At 40.9% G+C, this 24,358-nt stretch carries 19 protein-coding genes and 1 pseudogene; 13 read left to right on the forward strand and 7 right to left on the reverse strand.

The features are described from left to right. Positions 1-84 precede the first annotated feature (84 nt). A complete protein-coding gene (locus NSTC731_RS22520) occupies positions 85-2,949 on the reverse strand; it encodes a PAS domain S-box protein (protein WP_445626875.1) in 2,865 nt (954 codons plus the stop codon). 360 nt (positions 2,950-3,309) lie between these two features. On the opposite strand from NSTC731_RS22520, the pseudogene NSTC731_RS22525 reads away from it, so the two are divergent. From NSTC731_RS22525 to NSTC731_RS22555, 7 genes and pseudogenes are all read left to right on the forward strand, one after another. Beyond that, positions 3,310-3,633 (forward strand): annotated as a pseudogene (locus NSTC731_RS22525) (IS4 family transposase); the annotation flags it as partial. Positions 3,634-3,985: 352 nt separating this feature from the next. Continuing rightward, the gene (locus NSTC731_RS22530) at positions 3,986-4,903 is read left to right on the forward strand and encodes an exosortase-dependent surface protein XDP2 (protein ID WP_445626876.1); all 918 of its coding nucleotides are present in this window, start codon (positions 3,986-3,988) and stop codon (positions 4,901-4,903) included. A gap of 962 nt (positions 4,904-5,865) precedes the next feature. Continuing rightward, positions 5,866-8,406: a proteasome protein gene (locus NSTC731_RS22535; RefSeq protein ID WP_445626877.1), complete on the forward strand. Its 2,541-nt coding sequence runs from the start codon at positions 5,866-5,868 to the stop codon at positions 8,404-8,406. Between the two features lie 31 nt (positions 8,407-8,437). Beyond that, positions 8,438-9,286 carry an Rpn family recombination-promoting nuclease/putative transposase gene (locus tag NSTC731_RS22540; protein WP_445626878.1) on the forward strand — a complete coding sequence of 283 codons (849 nt, stop codon included), beginning with the start codon at positions 8,438-8,440 and terminating at the stop codon, positions 9,284-9,286. A gap of 56 nt (positions 9,287-9,342) precedes the next feature. Further along, positions 9,343-9,555, forward strand: coding sequence for an aspartate aminotransferase (locus tag NSTC731_RS22545; RefSeq protein WP_445626879.1), 213 nt, complete (start codon positions 9,343-9,345; stop codon positions 9,553-9,555). 111 nt (positions 9,556-9,666) lie between these two features. Further along, a complete protein-coding gene (locus tag NSTC731_RS22550; protein WP_445626880.1) occupies positions 9,667-12,642 on the forward strand; it encodes a molecular chaperone in 2,976 nt (991 codons plus the stop codon). 129 nt (positions 12,643-12,771) lie between these two features. Continuing rightward, complete coding sequence (locus tag NSTC731_RS22555; protein ID WP_445626881.1) at positions 12,772-13,863, forward strand: hypothetical protein; 1,092 nt, start codon at positions 12,772-12,774, stop codon at positions 13,861-13,863. A 102-nt stretch (positions 13,864-13,965) separates the two neighbouring features. Here the strand turns inward: NSTC731_RS22555 and NSTC731_RS22560 are convergent, their stop codons facing one another. After that, entirely contained in the window at positions 13,966-14,145 is a 180-nt protein-coding gene (locus NSTC731_RS22560; protein ID WP_069071239.1) for a high light inducible protein, read from the reverse strand. A 233-nt stretch (positions 14,146-14,378) separates the two neighbouring features. On the opposite strand from NSTC731_RS22560, the gene NSTC731_RS22565 reads away from it, so the two are divergent. Further along, a complete protein-coding gene (locus tag NSTC731_RS22565; RefSeq protein ID WP_445626882.1) occupies positions 14,379-15,290 on the forward strand; it encodes a restriction endonuclease in 912 nt (303 codons plus the stop codon). A 75-nt stretch (positions 15,291-15,365) separates the two neighbouring features. Further along, a complete protein-coding gene (locus NSTC731_RS22570; protein ID WP_445626883.1) occupies positions 15,366-16,211 on the forward strand; it encodes a DNA adenine methylase in 846 nt (281 codons plus the stop codon). On the opposite strand, the gene NSTC731_RS22575 is transcribed toward NSTC731_RS22570, so the two are convergent. From NSTC731_RS22575 to NSTC731_RS22590, 4 genes are all read right to left on the reverse strand, one after another. Beyond that, positions 16,172-17,197, reverse strand: a complete 1,026-nt coding sequence (locus NSTC731_RS22575) for an NAD-dependent epimerase/dehydratase family protein (protein WP_445626884.1) — start codon at positions 17,195-17,197, stop codon at positions 16,172-16,174. The genes NSTC731_RS22570 and NSTC731_RS22575 overlap by 40 nt on opposite strands. A 50-nt stretch (positions 17,198-17,247) precedes the next feature. Continuing rightward, on the reverse strand, positions 17,248-17,853 hold the full coding sequence (gene clpP / locus NSTC731_RS22580) for an ATP-dependent Clp endopeptidase proteolytic subunit ClpP (RefSeq protein WP_445626885.1): 606 nt from the start codon (positions 17,851-17,853) through the stop codon (positions 17,248-17,250). Positions 17,854-18,218: 365 nt separating this feature from the next. Beyond that, entirely contained in the window at positions 18,219-18,788 is a 570-nt protein-coding gene (locus NSTC731_RS22585) for an SRPBCC family protein (RefSeq protein WP_445626886.1), read from the reverse strand. Continuing rightward, on the reverse strand, positions 18,788-19,108 hold the full coding sequence (locus NSTC731_RS22590; protein WP_292725800.1) for an ArsR/SmtB family transcription factor: 321 nt from the start codon (positions 19,106-19,108) through the stop codon (positions 18,788-18,790). Before NSTC731_RS22590 ends, NSTC731_RS22585 begins: the two co-directional genes overlap by 1 nt. Positions 19,109-19,281: 173 nt before the next feature. Here NSTC731_RS22590 and trpD point away from each other — a divergent pair, with 173 nt between their 5' ends. Further along, a complete protein-coding gene (trpD, locus tag NSTC731_RS22595; protein WP_445626887.1) occupies positions 19,282-20,349 on the forward strand; it encodes an anthranilate phosphoribosyltransferase in 1,068 nt (355 codons plus the stop codon). Here the strand turns inward: trpD and NSTC731_RS22600 are convergent. After that, the gene (locus NSTC731_RS22600) at positions 20,279-21,319 is read right to left on the reverse strand and encodes a retroviral-like aspartic protease family protein (protein WP_445626888.1); all 1,041 of its coding nucleotides are present in this window, start codon (positions 21,317-21,319) and stop codon (positions 20,279-20,281) included. The genes trpD and NSTC731_RS22600 overlap by 71 nt on opposite strands. A 236-nt stretch (positions 21,320-21,555) precedes the next feature. Between NSTC731_RS22600 and carA the strand changes: the two genes are divergently transcribed. The 3 genes from carA (at position 21,556) to NSTC731_RS22615 (ending at position 24,344) form a co-directional block, all read left to right on the forward strand. After that, positions 21,556-22,719, forward strand: a complete 1,164-nt coding sequence (carA, locus tag NSTC731_RS22605; protein ID WP_445626889.1) for a glutamine-hydrolyzing carbamoyl-phosphate synthase small subunit — start codon at positions 21,556-21,558, stop codon at positions 22,717-22,719. A 187-nt stretch (positions 22,720-22,906) separates the two neighbouring features. Further along, complete coding sequence (locus tag NSTC731_RS22610) at positions 22,907-23,272, forward strand: STAS domain-containing protein (RefSeq protein ID WP_084227153.1); 366 nt, start codon at positions 22,907-22,909, stop codon at positions 23,270-23,272. 592 nt (positions 23,273-23,864) lie between these two features. Next, positions 23,865-24,344 carry a Mini-ribonuclease 3 gene (locus NSTC731_RS22615; RefSeq protein WP_194044898.1) on the forward strand — a complete coding sequence of 160 codons (480 nt, stop codon included), beginning with the start codon at positions 23,865-23,867 and terminating at the stop codon, positions 24,342-24,344. The last annotated feature ends 14 nt before the right edge of the window (positions 24,345-24,358 follow it).

Below are 24,358 nucleotides of genomic sequence, written 5' to 3' on the forward strand. Positions count from 1 at the left end.
AATATGCGTTATCCAGAACCCTTCTAGAGACGTAACACTGTTACGTCTCTACATTTTTTCACTTTTATCTCTATTGTGTGATATCTAGGTTGAGGGTTCTTGCTTTAGTGGAATCATTACAACAAACTCGGCTCCTTCTCCTGGTGCTGAAATACAATGGATCTTTCCACCGTGTTTTTGGACTACAATTTGGTAGCTAATTGATAATCCCATACCTGTACCTTTACCCACAGGTTTTGTCGTGAAGAAGGGGTCAAATAGGCGTTTGCGTACTTCCTCACTCATCCCAGGGCCATTGTCAGCAATGCTAATGATTACATAGTCTTTTTGGATGAGGCTGCGAATATGAATTTGTGGCAAAGTCATTTGTTCAGTGTTGTTTGCTAATGACATAGGCGCAACTCTTGGAGACGCTACACAAACGCCTTTTTGCGGGGTATGACTATTGATATAGGCGCTTCGCCTTCCCACAGAGTATGACTCTTCTAAAGCATCGATCGCATTTGTCAACACATTCATAAACACCTGATTCATCTGTCCGGCGTGACAGACTACTGGTGGTAGATTGCCGTAGTCTCGAATTACTTGGATTTCGGGATGTCCTGGTTTGGCTTTGAGGCGATTTTGCAATAGCAGTAAAGTGCTATCCATCCCTTCATGAATATCTACTGCTTTTGTACCGTCTTCATCAAGGCGAGAAAAATTGCGTAAAGATAGGACAATCTGCCGAATGCGTTCGGCTCCCATCTTCATCGACTCCAGAATTTTGGGTAAATCTTGCTTGAGAAATTCCAAATCAATGGTATTAATTTGTCGATCGATCTCTGGTGTTGGTGGGCAGTAGCTTTGTTGATAAAGTTCTACTAATTGCAGCAAATCCTTAGTATATTCACTGGCGTGGCTAATATTGCCGTAGATGAAATTGACAGGATTATTAATTTCGTGGGCAATACCTGCAACCAATTGTCCTAAACTGGACATTTTTTCAGTTTGAATTAGTTGCGTTTGAGTTTGTTGAAGTTCTAGCAGTGCTGCTTCTAGTTGCTGGGCTTTGTCTTGGGCAGTTTGGGCGGTAATGCGACTTTGGTTGTAAAGTTTAGCTTGGTCAATGGCGATCGCTAGTTGAACTGTAACTGCTTGTAGTAATTCTACTTCGTTGTTCAGCCAAGGACGAAAGCCACTACAATAACCACAGCTAAATGCACCAATTTCACCAGATTGGGTGTGTACAGGCAGCGCCATAAAAGCAGTAAAACCAAAATCCTGCAAAAATTGCTCTGCTATGGAATCGCCCACAGTCTCAGTATCATCAACGCGGATGATTTCTCCGTTCAAGGTTTTGGCTGCAATTAGTTTGATTTCGGCATGAGTTGCTTCTTGTTGGTTAAGTAGACACGGTAAAAAGGAACTTTTCGCCTCATAGACTCTTTCCCAGTATGGTACATCAGCGTCTTGCCGATACCAAAAGAAGACGCAGCGATCGATCTGGAATAAGTTGCGAATCTCCTGCACTGCGGTTTCCACAATGTAATTGAGATCCAAAGAAGCTCGAATTTGGCTAGAAAGACGATTGAGGAGTGCTTCTCGTTGGGCGCTTTCTCTGAGTGCAATTTCTGCTTCTTTACGGTCAGTGGTGTCATAGCAAATACCAACGAAGTACAAAATATTGCCATTAGCGTCTTTAATAGCAGATGAGTTGCTTGTATGCCATCGCCAATTACCATTTTTGTGTTGGACTCGATATTCGATTGGTTTTTGTTTTTCGCTTGTTGTCAAAATTCTTTGAAAATAATCGACACAAATATGCACATCGTCAGGATGTATAAAAGGAATAAAAGATTTGCCTTCAACCTCTGCAATTTCATGCCCAAAGATTTCAGTCCAATTAGGAGAAACGTAGGAAAATATCCCTTCAAGTGTCAGCGCAAAAATAACGTTGTTGGCATTTTCTACAATGCTGCGGAACTTGGCATCACTTTCTATTAAAGCTGCTTGGATGTTGTCGCTGGTGTCGCGAACAAGAACTATAATTTGCTGGTCTGGTAATGGTAATAACCTAGCTGCAAAATTCTTGTTTTCTCCTGGTTGCGGTAAGGTATATTCAAAACTGACTTCATATTGAGTTTCAAGTACTTGATTTATTGCTTGATGGAAGCGATCGCTGACAGCAGTCGGTAAGCATTCGTGCAAACTCTTGCCCTGACAATCTTCTGGTAAAATATACAGACTCTCCATCAACCCTTGCTTGTAATCCAGAATACTGCCAGCAGCATCAATGCGAAAGTAGGAATCAGGAAGTACTTGCAAAATCGCGGCAAATTCTGAGGTTTTTTGGCGTAACTCTGCTTCAATTGCTTGGCGTTTGCTAATTTCGGCTTGCAGTTGCTCTAATGCTTTTGCTAATTCTGTTGCTCGTTCTTCTTCAGTAATTTTACGTAGGTAACGAGAGGAATTTGTCGATAGCGAGCAGCTTTCTGTTAGGGAAGGTTGACCGATCCCGATCGGCACTTCTGTTAGATCGATACAATAACCGATGTAACCGACAAAGCTACCATCTGCCGCAAATCGTGGCGCGGCTGTATCTAAAATCCAGCGATATTCACCATCAGCTCGACGCAGGCGATATTGCCTCTGGAAGGAATCATACGTCACAAATGCTCTCAGGTATATATCTTCACATCGCTGTCTATCTTCTGGATGGACGCTGCCAGTCCAAATATTGCCTATTTCCTCTGCTCGCGCAGATGCAGACGCGGCTTTTGTGAGATGTGTTCCAGTAAATTTCAGCCAATTAGAATTGAAGTAACAGTAAAGTGCATTACATCGAGACATCCAAATCATCAGAGGAGCAATATCCGCCTGCTGGCAGAATCCTTTTTCATCCTGTTGTATCTCTTCCTCTTCAACTATGATTTGCTTAACGTAGCTCTGCACCTTTTTAGAAAACACTTTTGCCTGCCTGCTCTGCCTAAATTATTAAGGTAATGTGCTGAAAATACAATTTCTTAATACATGGATATAATCTTGTTTATGCCAACCTGCTAACGATCTTAATACTTTATTTATTTTTCTATATGCAGTAATTCCTCTTTTAGTGTAAATAAATTGAAAAAATGCTGAAGTTATCATTAAGATTAACTTCAGCATTTTGTGTGAAATTTAAACTATATATATCAGAGAGCTTGTTTTACTTTGTTTCTTTTTTGAAGTACTGAGAAATTCATCTTAGCTATGTAATTGCATTGCTGAAAAACCTGATTTAGCTTCACTAAAACTATATGATTCTCTGCAAGGCATTTACGCTTCTAAATCAAGTTTGATTTTAGAGATACCAAGCAGTTCTGGGGATTAGAAAACTTTATGAACCTCAGTCAAACTGCGGTGACTAATGCTGCTAAAACACGCATTTTTTATGACCAGCTTATCCCATCATCAACTCTTAGATTTTCGTCAACACAATCCCGACTCCGGCATTATCGATCTTAAGGCTTTCTATGGTGGTTTTCGATATGTCCGTGAAATTTCAAAAATGCTTCCTGAAATGCCCGATCCTATTTTATTAACCCAGATTTTGCCAAAATTACTTCTTTAGGACGTATTCATTCCGTTTCTACGGGCGTTGAATTCTTGTAAATTGGCTAAGGTATTGTATCTAATAACAGCATTTTGGCTGAAAGGATCGCCCACACAAAAGTTATAAAAACTTTTTTAACTAATTGACACAGACAAAAAGCTATGGGATAGTTCTACTAAACTACGGTAAATCGACCAAGATTTAGTAGTAAATAATCATAAATCTGATTAAAGACTTTCAAAAACTGAAGGGTTAATTGTCCGAAGTGTAAAAAAGTCTGATAATTCGCTTTTTGTAGAAGCGGGGGTGAGGTTGCACAAATTTGAGACTGTGCGACTAATTTGTTCTGTCTAGTAACCTATCTGATTCACTCAGGTAAGTTTTTTGGTGTCTATCAAGGTGAAAATACAAATGACAAATATCTTTGCAAAGACAATAGCGATCGCAACAAGTGCTGCTTTTATATCAGTGGCTTCCCTAATACTAACAGTACCTGCTCATGCTCAGACAGCACCATTCACCCAATTTTCGTTTAAAACTAATGTCACAGCTACTCCGACTAACGACCCTACATCTAGTTTACTCAACGATCCCACAAGGGATATCCGGTTGGATTCAGTAGAATTTAGTGGAAGAACGATTAGTAGCTTTGAAGTTGTCACCAAAGCAAAGATTCTCCGAAATGATACATACATTCTTCCAGATGGAAATGTATTCGGTGTACTGAATTCAGGAAGAGGCCCTAATACTCCTGATGACACCCTGCTTTTTGAAGGCCCCTCAAAACCAAATCCAACTGCTCAAGACATTGTTGACAGTTTGGGAAACTTAAATCTAAATAGCATTCTGGTGACGCGAGAAAATGCAGATACAGACAGCATTGAAGTCTCCTTCGCCAATCCCGTGAATACCTTCCTCTTTTGGGAGCGTGGTGGAACAGCAGGTGGTTCAGTTGCAGGCGATAGCGATTTATTGGTGGAAGCTTTGGGTGAAAATAATGAAGTTATAGCGACTTACAAAATTTTGAGGCAAAACTACAGCAAAGCCGACTATAACATCAGTACTCAGGTCTTCCCCATCCTTAACAATGGGCCTTTCAATATTGGCTCTATAGGCATTAGTTTAAATGGAATCACTACTCAAACACTGCGATTAACTAGCTCTAACAATAATGGGCTTATTCCTGGTATTCCTAACGACAATGGGCCAGATTTCAAAGTTATAGCCGCAACGGTTAAAGTTGTTCCCGAATCCTCTACTATTATGGGCGCACTGTTAATGGGTGGTTTAGGGATCATCTTCAAGCGTAAGAGAACAGTTATGAGCTGATATAACAAGCAGTTTTTAAACTGTTAGCCAAAATAACATAACTCCAAAGACCTCTATCACTTAGTACAACTAAGGAGAGGTCTTATTATTTGGTAAAAATCTATACCTGTTAGTCTCCCAATGAGTAGACCTCTTGGCACTTGTGCTTTTTGCACTCTTGGGGAAAAGGTTTTGGTGAAAGGGGAAGGGGACTTTTGCAGAACCTTTTCCCCCTTCCCCTTTTCCCGACAAATGCCAAGAAGTCTAGTGTTTGCTAGACATTAGTTTTGGATTTGAGCAAGAGTCAGAATAACCACTTGATTGAATCCCCAGATTATTTTATTTTTGCCAAATTGGGATGCTCCCAAGTCCTGGCGACTAGAAATCGCGGCTACACGAAACTTTACCCACCTCCATTGGTTTAAAAATTTTTGCTTAGGCGGATTTGGCTTGTGTAGTAGTGAATTATATTCTAATACCCTTGGGTTAGCACCAAAAACCTTGTATAGGACTCCTATTTGATTGCGTGAAAAAAACTCAGTACACATTTATTCCTTCTTCCCTATTCCCTGTTCCCTCTTCCCTATTCCCTGCCTACGCAAATAATTTCTTTGAATCAAAGCGGATTCCTATATATAAAGGACTTACGTAAAAATTGTCTAAAACTCTTATGCCTTAAATCATGTGTATAAAAGGGTTGAATACCCACATATTTACTAAGCGGTCTTCAATAATTTAGTGGTATAAAAGCCAACTTCACTCATTCGCGAACCTTGATTTTGAAGAATGTATTCTTTTTTATTTTTCCTAACAAAATCCAATGTTTCAAAATTGTCTTGACTATGCAAAATGCTTCATCCCAAAATCACAAATTAAATGAGAGAAATGCTAAATGTGATATCAACTGGTTGTAACAATGCCTGGTAATCGCATTTTATATGTTATAAAGCTCACAGAAATTAATGTTAGGCGGAAACTACTTTATGGAACCAGATAAACTGGGCCGTTTTAAGGAGTACGGCGAATTCATTCTCCGAAAGATAGATTCTGTGCCCCAGTACCCTTCTAAACAAGAAGATTGGGTTCCAGCTAGTCTTGATGACTGTCTTCTGCGTTTGCGATCGGCTGCCCAGAAAACTGTAGGCCTGGCAACTTCGCCTGTCAAAATTGGTGTGATGGGAGAATTTAGTAGTGGAAAAACCTTACTTTTAGGCAGTCTAATTGGATATGCAGATGCTTTACCAGTCAGTGAAAACCCCACTACAGGTAATGTTACCGCCATACATATTATTCCGCAAGACGATTTTACAACGACGCAATTAAGCAACTTTACGGTAGAGTATCTTTCCCATGAGGGAGTACACGAGTGTCTCCGCTTCATGCTAGGGGAAGCCAATAAACGAACCACAGCAGCAGGGCTTCCTCCGATACCAGTATCGAAACTCAACTCTGGCACAGATATTATTGGCTGGTGTGAAGAAGCATGGAATAGCAGTAACAATTTAGAGTTGCGTTATTTACTCCGGGAGTTGGTATTATTCCTGCGGGCTTATCAAGCTTATGGGGAAGTTATGTGTGGTGGGCACTACCAAATTGATGCGGTGACTGCCCGCGAGGGGCTACAGCTAGTCGAGCAGCCAATGGCAATCCAAACTCTGAAATTCGAGGATCTACCCCCAGCGCACATCAGATTACCGAGTCCACCCCAGAGGCTACCAACAAAGTTATTGCAAAACAGTTTCCCACTGATCCGCCGCGTCGATATTGATGTGAAAATCTCACGGGAAATTTGGGATTTTGCAGATGCAGCTAAATTTATTCTCATCGACTTTCCGGGATTGGGGGCTGCTAATTCTGGGGCTAGGGATACCTTTTTGTCATTGCGGGAATTGGCAGAAGTACAGACAATTTTGGTATTGCTAAATGGTAAATCTCCCGGAAGCGATCGCGCCAATAAAATCTTCACCATGATGCAGCAGCAGCGACCGGGACAAGACCTGAAAGATTTAATTCTCGTTGGTGTGGGTCGTTTCGATCAACTCCCTCTAGATAGCGAGGGTGGCGAAAGAGAACTTGACCATCTGATTGAAGATAGCCATTTAGAAGAGGAAACGGTTCTCCAAAAACTCAAAGTTCTGCAAACTACCATTGACGGTGCAGCAGCATTTACAACCCAAAAAGACCGCATCGTTTTACTGTCGCCACTATTGGGATTAGCTGAATTGGCAAAACGTTCTACTACAGTCAAAGCTGGTTCACCAGAATTTTTAGCTAACTTAGATTATCCTGATTATTTAGATCGGTCTAAACGGCTACAAGAGAAATGGGAGCTATTAAGTAAAAATCTGATAGAATCTAACACCCGTAGCTATTTGGGCAGACAGCTAGGTTACTTTAGTCAAGATGGCGGACTTAGTAAGCTGCGGGAATTGATTCAAACCCACGTAGCGACTCATGGTCTAAAGCAACTGTATGAAGATACCAAAAGAGCTGCTGATGTGGTGAGTCAGCAACAAGATCGCTTGAAAGACATCATAGATGAAATTCACGAGCAAGGTATCCCCACAGGCGATAGTCCCGCTTTTATCGAATTGCGTTTTTTGATCGAAAGCTTAGATAAAATCTACAGAAATTTTCAAAAAGATATCGGGAAAGAACCACTCAAAGATCGGCGCGGTGTTGTTGTTAGCGATGTAGTGAAAGACGAACTCACCTTTAGAATCCTCAATTGGAACCAGTGGACTTTACTCTTCAACAAAGCTAACAATGGAGCGATCGCTCTGGCAGAATCTAAAGGTGCAGCTGGGAAATTATTCGATCGGGGAAACCGCGTAAATACTTCCCTTCCGACTAAGAGCGATGATTTTTATCCAGTATTTGAGAAAACCGTTAAAGAAGTAGAAGATTTTGCCCGCGATCGCATCCAGCAAGCCGTGGTAGATTTGTTAAACCAATTATCAAATTATATAGCCCCAGAACGCGAACAATTACAGGCATTTTTCCACCCAGAAATGGAACAAGAAATTGAAGAAAAATTTGGTTTTGAAGATGCCGATCTCTTTTACAAATTATTACTAGGATGCGATCCTAACGAATGGAAAGAAGCAATCGTCTCGGAAATCAGTAGTAAAGATAAAACTGTTGCGCCCGAAATTATCTTTCCCTTAGCACGTCAAGACGATAAACACAATGTTGGTCAAATCTTTGATTGGGCACCAGAGAAAAGCCAAGGTTTACCCAGATCGAGCAATCACCAACTTTTAGTACTGCGACTGCGAGATGAAATTACAGCTAGCGCCAGCCTCCATCTTGTGCAGTATGTTAGCGAAGTTAATCAGCAAATTAATGCCGAACTAGAAGGTATTTTGGATCAAATTATTCCTAGTTTGCAAAACCTTTCCAAAAAAGAAAATTTGCTAAGATATTTGGCGGCTGGAGAATTACCATCTGAAATCCAAATTCCGACTTGGTTGCAGATTATTTCCGAACTTGCTGCTGTTTCTTATTTAGATGATTTGAGATGACGCGATCGCGTCAAGATATGAGGATGTATTTATGAGGCGTGATGCGATTTTTTATACAATTTTCAAGCGTGTCCCAGGATTGTTTTTCGAGTTAGTAGAACAGCCACCGCCTGAAGCTGCTAGCTATCGCTTTGAATCAGTTGAAGTTAAAGAACCAACATTTCGGATTGATGGGGTATTTTTACCTCCACCGGATGCAACATCTCAGATAATCTTTTTTGCTGAGGTACAATTCCAAAAGGATGAGTTACTGTACCATCGCTTTTTCTCAGAATCCATGCTGTATATGTATCGTAACGCGTCACTTTACGATGACTGGTACGGGGTAATTATTTTACAGTCTCGCAGCTTGGAACCAGAAAAAACCACTATTCACAGATCGTTACTGAACAGTTCTCAAGTACAACGGATTTATTTAGATGAGTTAGGTAATCCTGATGAGTACAAAGTAGGTATTAGTTTGATGCAGTTGACTATTGCCTCAGAGACTCAAATGGTTCAGGATGCGAAACGTTTAATTGAGCGGGTGCAACAAGAGCAGATAACTGTCTTGGCTAAGAAGGAGATAATAGATGTAATCACAACGATTGCAGTTTATAAATTCGCAAACTTAAGTCGTGAAGAGGTAGAGGCAATGTTAGGAGTTAAGTTAGAAGAAACTAGGGTTTATCAAGAAGCGAAACAAGAGGGACTAGAACTAGGATTAGAACTAGGACGAGAACAAGGAATACAACTAGGACGAGAGCAAGGAATACAACAAGGATTACAGCAAGCAAGACTTGAACTTGTACCTCAGTTCTTAGCTCGTGGTATGTCGATAGAAGAGGTTGCCCAATTACTTAATTTAACCATTGAACAAGTAAGACTTGCATCTGAGTAATCACAACGATCGCAGTTTATAAATTCGCAAACTTAAGTCGTGAAGAGGTAGAGGCAATGTTAGGAGTTAAGTTAGAAGAAACTAGAGTTTATCAAGAAGCTAAACAAGAGGGGATAGAACTAGGAGTACAACGAGGACGAGAACAAGTAAAACTTGAACTTGTACCTCAGTTCTTAGCTCGTGGTATATCAATGGAAGAGGTTGCCCAATTACTTAATTTAACTATCGAACAAGTAAGACTTGCAAGTGAGCAAGAATCTTCAACATAAACTTAGTAAATGATGGAATTTTCATAGCGATGCCTACGCTTTTATATGAAAAGGTGTAGGCATCGCCCTAGATAAAAAAGCGATCGTTCAACAGAATTATTTGATACTATAATGAACCCTTTTAAACTGAATAACTATACCGATCGCGAACCAAGCGAGAAACAACAAAAAAGATTTCCAGGATGGTTTGCTTTAGATTTTGGTACATCGAATTCGACAGTGACACTTTTCGATCCAATTGAAGTACCGATCGCAGAAATTTTACCAAAAGAACAAGAAATGCGGTTGCGCGATCGCTTATCACAATGGCTGAGTTCTCCCGCCTCAGTAGCTTTACCGGATGTTAGCACTGATGATTGGGCAAAGTTTATCATAGAAATTAGCAAAAATTTAGAGATAGAACCCAGCCGATTGAGCGAAGTATTTGAAAGTGATAATAAAGAGCGATTTTTGGAAGCAATTCGCCAAATTGAACTTTCTTTAGGAAACAGCGAGAGATTCCGCCGTGCTGTCAGCAAAAAACTTTACCAAATTTATCATGAGGTGTTCCGCGTCCCTACCTTAGAGTCGCAAAATCTGATCCCAGTTGTGCTGGATATCGATCGCCGCGATACGGAAATTCCCAGCGAGGCGGAAATTTCACACTTAGAGGATTTAAAACTGCGGATGGGTAGGGAAGCTAGAGATAACCGAAAAAAAGCGATCGCTCAAGGTACAAGCGGTTCTTTAAAGGAAATCATCAGCAGGTTTCACCATTCACCCAAACGCTATTTTGGCCAGGAGCGATCGTTTTCAGTTATTTTGGATGGCGAAGAAGAAACAATTACCGCCAACCAGTTAATCCAATCTGCTTGGGCGCATTTAATCGAGTTAACTGAAGAATACCGCCAACACGCACGACGCAGATTTTCGGAAGGAGATTTTTTAACAGCAGTTGTTACCTACCCAACAGTCGCCCCACCAGTTGTTCGCAAGGAAGTTAGGGAATTGGTTGAGCAGTTGGGAATCGATGATGTGCAAACTGCTTATGATGAAGCCGTTTCTGTAGCAATATTCTTTTTATGGCGAGAATTTGGCGGTAATCTCAACATTGGAATCGAGTCATTCAAAACCCGTTGTCGCCAAGTAGGAAACAAATGGTCACAAAATGTCCTCGTCTTGGATATTGGCGGGGGAACCACAGACTTAGCTTTAATTGAACTGACTCTAGAAGATAAAACCCCAGCTTTTGCCGATTATGAAGACCGAGGTTTAGGAGGACGTTACTATAAACTTACTCCCAAACTATTAGGTTCATCCGGTCATTTACAGTTAGGCGGTGAATTAATTACACTGCGAATTTTCAGATTATTAAAAGTTGCGATCGCAGATTATTTATTGACAGCAGTTACAACAGGCGATCTTGAAAACGAAAAGCTAGAAGATTTAATTAACTCCGAGTTAAACGAGCGCTTTTTAGAACAAGGCAAATTCAAAACTGGCAGTCTTTTAAAATGTCTAGATAAAGAAAATCCAGAAGGCGATATTGCTTACAAAGATGCCCTAGATACAGCCGAGAAAGTATTGCCGACTCGTTGGCAACAAGCACCTCAACGTCTGCAATCTTTTTATATTCTCTGGGATTATGCAGAAGCCGCCAAACTTAAACTTGGGCAAAAGCCACCAACAGAGAATTCTCTATTAACCTTTACACTTTCTGAGCAGCAAATTTCCGAATTGCTTACCCAAAGCGCCATTAAATTGCAAGTTAAAGATCCCAATAACATCTGCGTCACCTTAGATAACCAGCAATTTGAACGAGCCGCCGCTTCAGGAATTAAAGAAGCGATCGGAATTGCCAAAGGATTAATGGAAAGTCGTTTGCGTCCCGACGATCTCACCAAAGATTCTTGGAATTCCCAAAAAGTTGATTGGTTAATTTTGTCTGGTAAAACTTGCAATTTAGACATAGTGCAGCGTCAAATCTACCAAGAATTTAGTAAATCTCCATATTTTGTTTGGAATCCAGAACGGATTACCTTTGTGTTGGAATTTACCAAGCTAGCCACCTCCGCCGGTGCTTGTTATGCCGAAAAGTTACGAAGATTGAGATTCGATCCAGAAGAGTCTAAAAGCTTGTTGCGTAAGGGAGCCAACCAGCTAGAAATTGATGTTAAAAACCTATTTTATTATTTACCCTGCAACTTCAAACGCAAAACCCAAAGCAACGATTTACTAACTATATTCAAAGCTGGACAAGAACTCTATCAACTTGCACCTTGGGAAACTGTTGCTAAAGTTCGTACTCATTGGCAAGGCATACAATTAACTAATATTATCTACCGTCAAGATTACGAAGAGGGAGATTTACGACTATGGGGAAGCTTTGACGGCAAAAACCTCATGAATCAACTGGAAATGCCAGAAGTAGAATTTCTGAAAAAAATCAAAGTCCAGTTTGAGATTGACCAAACCCTCGAATTTAACGTATTGCTTTGTCAAGGAAATCCCCATTATTTGATTGACATTTCTGGTATTGATTTAGAATCGGTAGTTTCAGAAACATCAGAGTTATTTGCTGATGGTAAATTAAATTGGAATATTGCTGTAGAACGCTTCAATAAAGACTTAAATGATGGTGATATTGCCGTCAATGTGATTGAGTCTGCAACTGTCGATCAACCAGATGCCTATCATCTTGTATTTGAAGTCGGAAATGATGGTAGTAAAACGTTTCACAAATTTCACTATTTGCGCGATGGGGTGACGCAACCAGGAATTGGGTTAATTAGTAATCCCTTACCTCCATTCCCACAAACTGGCCAGCACACCTTCTATGTTTATCAAACAGATGCCGAAACTAACAGCAAAAAATGGATCAGAATTGGCGCACTCAGTAAACCAGATATAACCACAGATTACCCTTGCCAATATCGTGTAACTCTCGACGATCGAGGTATTCTAAGAATGCACGCTGGTGAAGTGCCTTACTGGACATCACAAAATCAAGAATGCCTGAAAGAAGAAGGATGTGTTTATCGTGCTGAATTAGAATTGCAACCTAATGAAGTTGATAAAGAACGCGATCCCTTTTGCGGCATACATTAACTCTTACATTAAACCTCTGCGTTCCTCTGCGTTAAAAAAATTAATATTTTTAAACGCAGAGGAACGCAGAAGTTTGTCAAGCTTAATTCGCTACGAACCGCATACAGGTAATATTTGGAGGTGATATTTATGCAGCATTTGCGTCAATTATTAGAGATAGAAAACTCGGAGTTAGCTCGGTTACTGCGGTTTAGTTTGTATGGACTGGAGGCTACTTTGAATCAGGCTCGTGCAGAATTACCACTAGATCCAGGATCTAAAATATGTGATGATGTGCTGCAAGAACTTCATAACCTCTTACAACCTGAACCACCACAGCAAAATACTGGTTGGGAAGATCCGCCAGACGAGTTAAAACTAAATCACCTCCGAGAAGCTTTCGATTCCGACTCAGAACTCAGTTATTATCTGGGTAATTCCCAACTGCAAAGCCAAACAGACTCAGATTTGTGGAATGAGATTCAACGCAAACTGCTGCGAATACCAGAAGATTTGGCTGCAACTTGGCGACAGCGCACCTTAGATTTGGCTGAACAAGTTGGTGCGATCGCAGATAATTCTAATCTTTTTCAACTTCCCTTTATCCGCGACGAAATTATCTACCCCGGTCTTAGTGGAACTGTTCAAGCTCAGGGATTGAGCTTGTATCAACAAGCACTTTCAAATCCATTAGTTACCCAAGAGAATGCATCCGATTTACCAGCGGCATTCCTATTTTTATATATGAATTTTATCGAAATAGACCCAGATTTACATCATGCTTTAAAGAGTGTTTTTAGCTTCGATGTCGTTTCCTTACACTCTAAACCAGAACAGCGCGATCAATATATTGATGCTTTAAGCGATCGCTTCCAACGCACCCAAAAAGCTGAGAAAAACACCGATCCCCTGTCAATTCTCCGTGCTTGGATTGACATGGACGAAGCGATACATTCCCTAGTATTTGTACCACCGGCTGAACGCTATTCTTGGTGGGGAAAGCTACAACATGAATCACGGCGCATCCTGAAGAAAGTCGCTGATGAAGCTATTAATGCAGGTAATGAAGTGCGAATTCGCCAATTATCGGGGCTTTATGCAGATATCTGTGCTTTATCCAAGGATGACTTACAACTAGACTGTGGTGGTATTCCTGGCGAAGTCTTAACTTCTCTTCGAGTGTATGCGCGAATTAATCAAGAAGAATCTCCAGGGCGTGTAATATTTCGCTCATCACGGTAGTTGCTGGTGAGTTTTCTAATTCTTGAGATTACGAGGCAAGGCAGACAATTTTACTAATCCCCGTCTTGCCTCATAATCTAATGAAGCTAAAAACGTTTAAATTTAGAGAATGCCCCAGAAGTGTAAAATCCCTTGACCAGAAAACACTTCAAGTGCAACAGCAGATAAAAAGCCAATCATTGCAAAACGACCGTTCCAGTTTTCGCTCTGAGGAGTGAAGCCCCAGCGCAAAGCATTAGGATCTTCTGAAACCGAAGGCGTAGTCTTCTTAACGTCTGCCATAAATAATACTCCGAGCTTTTATGTTGTAACAGTTATAACTGCCTGTAAAGTAATGTAACAGGTTTTTACAAAATTGCAACATAAACTCGATATAAAATTCAGCAATATATATTACGGGTGCGTAGTTTTGTGTTATGGGTTTGCGATCGCTTAACTTATTTTTCACCAATTTTCTGATAAGGATGTTAAAAATGCCTATAGTCTTATTTTTGTAAACTTTTAGATAGATAAAAATGGCAATACCTGATTATCAAAAGATAATGCTTCCATTACTTAAATATGCGCTTGATGGTCAAGAACACTCTATAAGAGAAGCCATTGGAGCTTTAGCCGACCAGTTCAATTTAAGTGAAGACGAACGAAAAGAATTATTACCTAGTGGTCAACAACCATTATTTGATAATCGTGTAGGATGGGCAAGAACATACTTAAAGAAAGCAGGTTTATTAGCAACCCCAAAGAGAGGATATTTTGAGATTACAGAACAAGGTATAAATGTAACTAGACAATCTCTACAAGAGATAGATGTTCAATTTCTTAGTCAATTCTCTGAATTTATTAACTTTAAAAGTTCAAAAAAACAAGACAATAAGATTAATCCAGATTTTGACGAAATCTCAGAAAAAACTCCCCAAGAGTCTATAGAATTAGGATATCAAAAAATTCGCAATGAATTGGAAATAGATTTAATTAATCGGATTAAAACTATTTCGTCAGATTTTTTTGAAATAATTGTAATTGATTTACTTATTAAAATGGGTTATGGAGGTTCAAGGCGTGATGCTGGTAAAGCAATTGGTAAAAGTCGTGATGGTGGAATCGACGGTATAATTAAGGAAGATAAATTAGGATTAGATGTTGTTTATATCCAAGCTAAAAGATGGGACGCTAATGTTATAAGCAGACCAGAAATTCAGAAATTTGTTGGTGCATTATATGGGCAAAGAGCAAAAAAAGGAGTGTTTATTACCACTTCTAAGTTTACTCAAGATGCAAAAAATTATGTAGCTGACATAGATATAAAGGTTGTCTTAATAGATGGTCAAGAATTAGCACAATTGATGATTGATAATAATATAGGTGTATCAATAGTATCGGTTTATGAAATCAAAAAGATAGATTCAGACTATTTTACAGATAGTTGAATCTTCTTTTTGTATAAATGTTTGAATAATTAAATTAATATATTTTAAGCCACAAAAAACTACTTTTATGCTAATATGCTAAAAAGCCCTCTACGATATCCTGGTGGTAAGTCAAAAGCCATAAATCAAATAGTTGAATATTTACCAGAAAGCTTTTCTGAATTTCGAGAACCTTTTGTAGGTGGTGGTTCCGTATTCATTTATTTAAGACAAAAGTTTCCCGATCTCAAAATTTGGATTAACGATTTAAACCGCGAACTCTTCTTATTCTGGAAATTTGCCCAATCTGATATTGCTCAGTTAGTTAAAGAAATTCGCCATATTAAAGTCAAGTATACAGATGGCAAATTATTGTTTTCAGAATTGACTAGTGTAGATGTGAATAAATTATCTGATTTAGAAAGAGCCGTTCGTTTTTTCGTTCTCAATAGAATTACTTTTTCTGGAACCGTAGAATCAGGCGGTTTTTCCCAAGAAGCTTTCCATAAAAGATTTACTGATACTTCAATAGAACGACTTGAAAAGTTAGAAAATATCTTATCAAAAAACGTCAAAATTACTAATTTAGATTATAGCGATTTATTAAAATCAGAAGGAGAAGATGTATTTATATTTTTAGATCCACCATATTTTAGTGCTACGAAATCAAAGCTATATGGTAAAGATGGTCACTTGCACACTTCTTTTGAACATCAGAGATTTGCTGAACTTTTGCAACAATGTCATCATCGCTGGCTAATTACCTACGACAACTCAACGCAAATTTTAGAAAATTTTCAATGGGCTAATATTTCAGAGTGGGAATTACAGTACGGCATGAATAACTATAAACAAATTGGTGCTGCTAAAGGAAAAGAGCTATTCATTACTAACTATGAAGTTCAACGGAATTTAGACAAAATCGCATCTTCTATTGCATAGTCCAGCAACCACGGTACTGCAAACTGCTGCGGTTCTTGAGGTGAATGAGTTCGTTGCCAATCAATTGTTTGCCGCAATGCTTCATCTAACGGCACAATTTCCTTATATCCCAACTCTTGACGGATACGAGTTGAGTCTACAAACCAATCTTGCTCTGTATTACCAGGCAACTTCCACTCTGATGGTAACTGGCTTTTGGGTACGATAATAACTTTACCCTGCCATCCGGCTATTTTCCCGACTCTGGTGATGCGTTGAGCTTCGGTAAGTGCTTCGACATCAGCGACATGATAAATACGATTAGTTGCACGTTCATTTGTTGCTGCTAATGCGATCGCATACGCTACATTTTCTACATAGCCGTAAGAGCCACGCCATCGAGCGATATTGTCTTCCAAAACAATCGCAGGACGGTTTTCATCCATTCGCTGAAGATAGGAATACAGGCGATGTAGGATGTCTCTGGAACCATATACCATTGGCAAGCGTATAATCGTTCCGGGCAAGTTGGATGCCATCACCACCTGCTCTACCAGAATCTTTTCATAATCACTTGGCACAGCGATCGGTCTAGAGGGCATTTCCCGGTATGGATAGAGTTGTTGGCGCAGGAGCGAATCTTCGGTAAGTGGTACAGGTACAACATCAGATTCCCTACCCCAAAGGACATCGTATGCACGATATACATCCATACTGCTGATTACAACAACACGCTGGGTAATATCCTCAAATGCGCTCGTTAGAGTTAGTGCATCTTGTTCGTTATAGGCAATCATATCTACCACAACTTGAGGCGCAAGCTGCCTAAACTTGCTTTTCATCTCCAAAAGATGGGAGCGATCGCCCAAAATTTCATGCACATCTGGTGGTAAGTTAGCTGTAGTTTTTCCCCGATGAAATACGCTCACTTCATGACCCATTGCAATCAGTTGACGGACTACAGGAGGGCCAATAAAATTTGTGCCGCCAATGATGAGTATTTTCATTTTTGGTTTCCATCCCATTACTATTTATGGATATTAGATTTGTTTGCAAATTAAATAGATGCAGATGTTTTCAAGATGATATTGTCAATTAAACCGTAAGCTTTTGCTTCTTCAGGACTCATGAAAAAGTCACGTTCAGAATCCAATTCAATCTGTTCTAGCGATTTACCTGTATTAGCAGCGAGTATTTTGTTCATTAATTGGTGGAAATACAAAATTTCTTTGGCTGCAATTTCAATATCAGATGCTTTTCCCTGAGCGCCTCCTAATGGTTGATGAATCATAATTCGAGCATTTGGTAGAGCATATCTTTTACCCTTACTTCCAGCAGCAAGCAAGAACGATCCCATTGAAGCAGCAATGCCAATACATACAGTACATACTTCTGAACGAATTTGATTCATGGCATCGTAAATAGCTATTCCTGCTGTCACCGAACCTCCAGGACTGTTAATATACAATGTGATATCTTGTGAATCTTCAGCATCAAGAAATAGCATTTGTGCAACGATGAGGTTAGCTGTCTCATCTGTAACTTCGTTTCGCAAAAAGATAATTCGTTCTGCAAGTAAGCGGGAATAAATATCTAATGTTCGTTCCCCTCTTTCTGATTGTTGAATAATCATTGGGATGCTGAGTTGAGTCTGATAACTCATATTTGATATCTTCAAAAAAGATAAAATACTAATAAATTTAGGACTTCCGCACAAGAGATCCTCCAACCCCCTTAAAAAGAGGGCTTTTAGGACTCCCCTCTAAAAAAGGGGGGATCTAGGTTTGGTGGTTTTCAGTGCGCTTTTGACACTGGTTCAGCTAATGGCAATAATTTCGTACCTGGAACAGGCACAAACTCAAACCATATTTCAGTTTCTATGCCCACAAAAGTCTGTTTATTCATATTTAATTTTCCAAAAGCTCAATTTAATGTGGGTTGGCTAATACTCGTCTCACTACAAATGATCGTGTTGCCAAGCTTTGAATTTAAATGTAATTATCGGTCTGCAATATGTGAATTTACACTTTAATTACTGCAATCTGTGACTAAGATTTGCGGTAGTTTTTCATGCAAACTATAGTTCCATCCACCATTGAGAAAATAACTAAGAAAGATACTATCTAATGCCTCATATCTACCAATTGGTATTGACGAAAATATAGTGCTGCGATTATTTGCTGTTAGTGTTTGCATCCCTGCCTGGGACTCATGCATAAATTTGCCTTGCCACGGTTGGGAAAGTTCCATTGGTTCATTTAGCTTGATGGCTTTTTGAATCAAATCTTTATGTTCGAGTAGAAGTTTTGTACCTCCAACAACGGGTTGGATTGTCCAGGTAACAACTGAAGGCTGGCACATCATACTGTCTTGCCAAGTGAATGCAAGTCGTCTTGGTTCATCGAGTTCAATTACCACACAGTTTATGTCTCCCTCCAGCCCTGGCAGTGTCGAATGCACAAATCGGAATTGGTGTCCCAAACGCGGCTCAAAGTCGTTTTCCATTAACCATACTGCCAATGCCTGACGGTTAGTGAGAACCTGCCAAACCCGTTGGGGAGGATAGGGATAAAACACTTCCATATTCAATCGGAGCATCAATTTTCCTCCAAATAATTGCCAAGGGCATCGAGTTTTTCTTGCCAAAACTGCTCGTAATGAGCAATCCATTCTGATATCTGTTTCAATGGCTCCGGGTTGAGCCGATAGAAACGCTGTCGCCCTGCTTTTCGCATTTGTACTAAGCCTGCTTCGCAAAGAATCTGTAAGTGCTGAGAAATCGCTGGCAAGCTCATGGCAAATGGCTGGGCTAGTTCCTTGACTGGTTGCTCACCATTACGTAACAGATCCAGTAGTGCCCTGCGTGTGGGATCTGCGATCGCCACAAAAACATCGGCACTGGCAGCAGGTCTACTCATTCCTATTAACCATATATTTAAGCAAACGCTTAACTATTTATAGAATACATAAGTAATTGCTTAAATGTCAACTCCTAAGAACAGCAAAAAGTTGGGATTTTAGTTTCCCAAGCTTGGCTGCTACTTTCTCATTTTTCGGTAGGATGGCTCCCATACCTACAAAAACCTTAGCTATGGCAACTTCCCCAATCTCTGCTCAAGAATCCTCTGCTAGCTGGTATATCCTGCTGCAACAATTAATAGATGGACAATCATTGTCTCGCACTCAATCTGCTGAATTGATGAAGGGTTGGCTCAGTGAAGCGGTTCCCCCAGAATTATCGGGAGCAATTTTAACAGCACTGAACTTTAGAGGCATTTCTGCCGACGAGTTGACCGGTATGGCTGAAGTATTACAATCTCAATGTTCCCCACTTAGCACTCAGCACTTAGAACTTAGCACCGTAATAGATACTTGTGGCACTGGTGGAGACGGTTCATCAACCTTTAATATTTCTACAGCAGTGGCTTTTGTTGCTGCTGCCTATGGTATACCAGTTGCTAAACACGGCAATCGTTCAGCCTCAAGTCTCACAGGAAGTGCAGATGTATTGGAAGCCTTGGGTGTAAACTTAAGTGCCTCTAGTGAAAAAGTACAAGCAGCACTACAAGAAGTCGGGATCACTTTCTTGTTTGCCCCTGGTTGGCATCCAGCACTCAAGGCGGTTGCGTCATTACGGCGGACTTTGAAAGTGCGAACAATTTTTAATTTGCTCGGGCCGTTAGTAAATCCCTTGCGTCCAACTGGGCAAGTGGTGGGCTTATTTACTCCTAAGCTTTTGGCAACAGTTGCCGAAGCATTACAGAATTTGGGTAAGGAAAAGGCGATTGTACTACACGGGCGAGAAAAACTTGATGAGGCTGGGTTAGGAGATGAAACTGACTTGGCGATTTTATCAAACGGCGAAGTACAGTTAACTACTATTAATCCCCTAGATTTGGATTTAACACCTGCTCCCATAGGTATGCTTCGGGGTGGAGATGTGCAAGAGAATGCGGAGATTCTCAAGGCGGTACTCCAAGGTAAGGGAACTCAGGCGCAACAAGATGTAGTAGCTTTAAATGCGTCGTTGGCGCTGCAAGTCGCGGGTAAGATCGCCTTCCTCGATCGCGCCCAAGGGATTAAAATCGCTAAGGATATCCTACAAAGTGGGGCTGCTTGGACGAAGTTGGAGGAGTTAGTGAAGTTTCTGGGGAATTGATTTGCGATCGCAATTGCGGGCGAAACTCTACCACATTGCGTTTAATGGTGACATCGTAGTTGCCAAAAAAGTCATGTCCTAGAAGTCCAGTTTCTAGTTCCGCACCTGCGATCGCTACTGGTATTTTATTCACTATTACCCCGCCAACTGCCATCGAATTAACATAGCCCACGGGAAATTCTACAGCTCTGGAACTCGCGGTGTTTGCCTTAGCTTTTCCCACTGTGACGATTCCCAAAGCATTAGCCATCTCTTGGGTGATGACAGTGCCACTTGCTCCCGTATCCACAATCATCTCAAATTGTTGCTGGCCGTTAAAGGTAACTTCCACAATTGGCGTACCACCAATTCGTCTTTTTATCGGCGCTGTAAATACTGCTTCATCGGGAATAACCACTGCTGATGAAGGCAAAGCTGGCTCTGGTGATAACGGTTTTGTTTCTCGTGGAGGTAAAGTGAGCTTTGGTATAGTTTCTCTTTGGGGAACAACAACGACTATTTTCTGAGGTTCTCTAACTGCAACAGGACGAGGATTAGCTTGCTGTTGGGCATATTTAACCTGGCGGCGATATTCTGTAATTTTGGTTTGAGCGATCGCAAATTCTGGGCTTTGTCGTCGGATTTTTTGCATCAGCGCGATCGCATCCTGATACTGACTCGCCACCAATTTCCAATCATCTGGAGATTGAGCCGATTGGCTGATACTCCAAGCGCCAACAGCTTTGTCTCGTCCCATCTCAAAAAGACTTGGTTCACTTTCAAACGGATCTAGCGGCTGCGCTTCTGGGGTAGCTGCTGGTCTTACTGGTTTAACGCTAGGCTGGACTGGTGCTAGATCCCCAATTGGCATAGGTTGCTCATCGCCACCAGTAGCGGTGTTCAGTTTGTCTTCACTACAGGCAACGCACAAAACCGCTAGAGTGCTTGATACAAAAATTAGGGTTGCACGGGATAAAAAAGACTGAAGCATAATTAATTTTAACTGCCCAAGCTTTGCCAAATCCACTCCCGCTACTTTAATTCCCTTTTAATTTTAATTAACTATCTTAAAAACTCCCAATTGCTCAACTCATGGGATAATTAACAATCGCAGTATTAAGGAATAGAAAATAGGGAGCAGGGAACAAGGAGAAGAGTTTTCCCCTCTGCCCCCCGCACCCCGCCCCTCTGCCTCTTTTCAATGCCCAATCCCCAATCCTATCACCTATGCCCCTGACTGACTCAATACCAGCTTTACTTGTCCTAGCAGATGGAACCACTTATCGCGGTTGGTCTTTCGGTGCGACAGGAACCGCGATCGGAGAAGTGGTGTTCAACACTGGCATGACAGGCTATCAAGAAGTCTTGACCGATCCTAGTTACCGGGGTCAAATTGTGATTTTTACCTATCCTGAATTGGGGAATACTGGCGTCAATCTGGAAGATGAAGAATCAGATGGGCCCCAAGTGCGGGGTGCGATCGCGCGGAATATTTGTCACCGTCCGAGTAACTGGCGATCGACACAAACTTTACCTGACTACCTCAAACAAAACCAAATACCAGGGATATACGGCATTGATACCCGCGCTCTCACCCGCAAAATTCGGATGTTCGGAGCGATGAACGGTGGTATTTCTACTACTATTCTTGATGAAGCGGAATTGCTAGAGCAGGTACTAGCAGCCCCCAACATGGCAGGATTAAATCTGGTTCGTGAAGTCACCACCTCAACGGCTTATGAATGGTCCGATCCCACAATTCCAACTTGGGAATTTAACTCTGAAACTGCGGAAAATCTTGGGGAAGCCTTTACCGTTGTTGCCCTTGACTTTGGCGTTAAGCGCAATATTTTACGTCGCTTAGTAAGTTATGGTTGTCGGGTAATTGTTGTACCCGCTGATACACCACCAGAAGAAATTCTCAAATACAATCCAGATGGTGTGTTTCTTTCTAATGGGCCTGGCGACCCTGCTGCTGTCACTGAAGGAATTGCAACTGCTAAAGCACTCCTGTTAAGTGAAAAACCTATCTTTGGTATTTGTATGGGACATCAAATTTTAGGTCATGCACTAGGAGCAGAAACCTATAAACTCAAATTTGGTCATCGTGGTTTGAATCAGCCTGCCGGTTTACAACAACGAGTAGAAATTACTAGTCAAAACCATAGTTTTGCTATTGACCCAGATTCTTTACCTACGGCAGTTGTAGAAATCAGCCACCTAAACTTAAACGATCGCACCATTGCCGGGGTACGTCACAAATCTCTACCTGTGTTCTCCGTACAGTATCATCCAGAAGCTAGTCCTGGCCCCCACGATGCTGATTACTTGTTTGAGCAATTTGTTCAAGCCATGCGAACAGCACGTCAAGCCGTGGCAGAGGTGAGGTAAAAATAGGGAATGGGGAAGAAGCAGGGGAGCAGGGGAGCAGGGGAGCAGGGGAGAGTTCTTCTACAAGTTCTTTCCCCTCTGCCCCTCTGCCTCTTTTCAATGCCCAATCCCCTATTCCAGCAGATTGTAGACAACTTGCTCAAAAACCATCTATACTTGAGCGTTCACTTTAACTCATGAGGAGGGAATTATTGCTGAGCCACTGAATCTAACCGTTAGCCTGAGAGGCACTCGTGAAGTCCGGGATAACTGTCAGCTATTCCGCCTCACAGGTTTGTTAGATGCTTTTTCCGAGCCGACATTTCGCAAGACACTTGGCAGCAAGATAGACGAGGGTCCTAAGCACATTATTTTGGATCTCTCGCAAATTGACTTTGTTGATAGCTCTGGCTTGGGTGCTCTGGTGCAGCTAGCCAAGCAGGCTCAAACTGCTGATGGCACTTTGCAAATTGTCACGAATGCCCGCGTAACTCAAACGGTCAAGCTTGTTCGCCTAGAGAAGTTTCTCTCCCTGCAAAAATCAGTTGAAGACGCTCTAGAAAACGTCAAGTAGTCTTGATTGCTCGATCTGAGAGGTAAATTTAGCTATCTAGATTCAAAATCGGATAGCTTAATTTTTAAAACTTCTGGCAGAAAACCTCTCTCCTTGTGGGAGAGGCATAAAGCCAGTTGAGCTATTATGTTTAAAGTTGAGTAATAACTAAATATATAAAGACCCAATTTTTGGGTATGTAATCGTTGGCTAGAATATTGGATAAATAATCAAGTCTGAGAGATTTGTTGTAAGAAATACAAAGCCAGCAGATTTGTTTATAGATAGACTTGACTTGATGCTGTATAGTTAAAAGTTGTCGTTTACTCAGGTTTACTCAGTAAGTATGGCAATGCTACCAAGTAGAAGGGTGAATTTGATGTTAAAATTTTACCCTATCTGAGGCGCAGACCACAACAAGTAGGCGAAATTTGGTTTATAGATGTTGACATCAGGGTGATTTTAAATGCCAACTCTCAATCAAAAAGATGAAATTAGGAAGTAATTTTGATAGTATTGATTATGCTAAGTATACTATCACGGCATACTTCAGAAAAATCAGTCTTTGCGAAGAATGCCTGCCAAATGTAGCCCGTCAAGGAATGATTTATTTGTGAAGTCACAGGAGGAAGAGCTATTAGATGGACAAGATGAAACTCCCAAACAGAGCTTGTCTTGGACTGAAGCACTCTTGGCAACCACAGGGCCATTCCAACAGATTTCCCTCTCACAAGTGCAACAAATTTCTCCTAGTGCTTTAGCATATTTGGGGGATGCAATTTATGAGTTGTATGTTAGAATGTTCTATCTGCTGCCATTGCAGCGGTCAGGAATTTACCATCGTCTGGTAGTGGAGCAGGTAAGAGCAGAAACACAAGCGCTACATTTGCGATCGCTGATTCCTCATCTCAGGGATACCGAATTAGAAATTGTCCGACGGGGTAGAAACGCCGCAACAGGACGCCCTAAGCGACTTAATCCCGAAATTTATCAACAGGCAACTAGTCTAGAAACTTTAATAGGCTACTTATATATCACCGATTACCAACGTCTAACCGAACTGTTGCAAATACTTCATCTAGAAAAAGAGTAAAAACTCAATTTCGC

Source organism: Nostoc sp. DSM 114167 (assembly GCF_052692655.1).

Excerpts from the sequence above, each read along its gene's own strand:
- carA (WP_445626889.1), top strand. The coding sequence starts at position 21,556 with ATGCCCCTGACTGACTCAATACCAGCTTTACTTGTCCTAGCAGATGGA.
- NSTC731_RS22535 (WP_445626877.1), top strand. The coding sequence starts at position 5,866 with ATGGAACCAGATAAACTGGGCCGTTTTAAGGAGTACGGCGAATTCATT.
- NSTC731_RS22560 (WP_069071239.1), bottom strand. The coding sequence starts at position 14,145 with ATGGCAGACGTTAAGAAGACTACGCCTTCGGTTTCAGAAGATCCTAAT.
- NSTC731_RS22575 (WP_445626884.1), bottom strand. The coding sequence starts at position 17,197 with ATGAAAATACTCATCATTGGCGGCACAAATTTTATTGGCCCTCCTGTA.
- NSTC731_RS22570 (WP_445626883.1), top strand. The coding sequence starts at position 15,366 with ATGCTAAAAAGCCCTCTACGATATCCTGGTGGTAAGTCAAAAGCCATA.
- NSTC731_RS22585 (WP_445626886.1), bottom strand. The coding sequence starts at position 18,788 with ATGCTCCGATTGAATATGGAAGTGTTTTATCCCTATCCTCCCCAACGG.
- clpP (WP_445626885.1), bottom strand. The coding sequence starts at position 17,853 with ATGAGTTATCAGACTCAACTCAGCATCCCAATGATTATTCAACAATCA.
- NSTC731_RS22590 (WP_292725800.1), bottom strand. The coding sequence starts at position 19,108 with ATGAGTAGACCTGCTGCCAGTGCCGATGTTTTTGTGGCGATCGCAGAT.
- NSTC731_RS22530 (WP_445626876.1), top strand. The coding sequence starts at position 3,986 with ATGACAAATATCTTTGCAAAGACAATAGCGATCGCAACAAGTGCTGCT.
- NSTC731_RS22550 (WP_445626880.1), top strand. The coding sequence starts at position 9,667 with ATGAACCCTTTTAAACTGAATAACTATACCGATCGCGAACCAAGCGAG.
- trpD (WP_445626887.1), top strand. The coding sequence starts at position 19,282 with ATGGCAACTTCCCCAATCTCTGCTCAAGAATCCTCTGCTAGCTGGTAT.
- NSTC731_RS22540 (WP_445626878.1), top strand. The coding sequence starts at position 8,438 with ATGAGGCGTGATGCGATTTTTTATACAATTTTCAAGCGTGTCCCAGGA.
- NSTC731_RS22545 (WP_445626879.1), top strand. The coding sequence starts at position 9,343 with ATGTTAGGAGTTAAGTTAGAAGAAACTAGAGTTTATCAAGAAGCTAAA.
- NSTC731_RS22565 (WP_445626882.1), top strand. The coding sequence starts at position 14,379 with ATGGCAATACCTGATTATCAAAAGATAATGCTTCCATTACTTAAATAT.
- NSTC731_RS22600 (WP_445626888.1), bottom strand. The coding sequence starts at position 21,319 with ATGCTTCAGTCTTTTTTATCCCGTGCAACCCTAATTTTTGTATCAAGC.
- NSTC731_RS22555 (WP_445626881.1), top strand. The coding sequence starts at position 12,772 with ATGCAGCATTTGCGTCAATTATTAGAGATAGAAAACTCGGAGTTAGCT.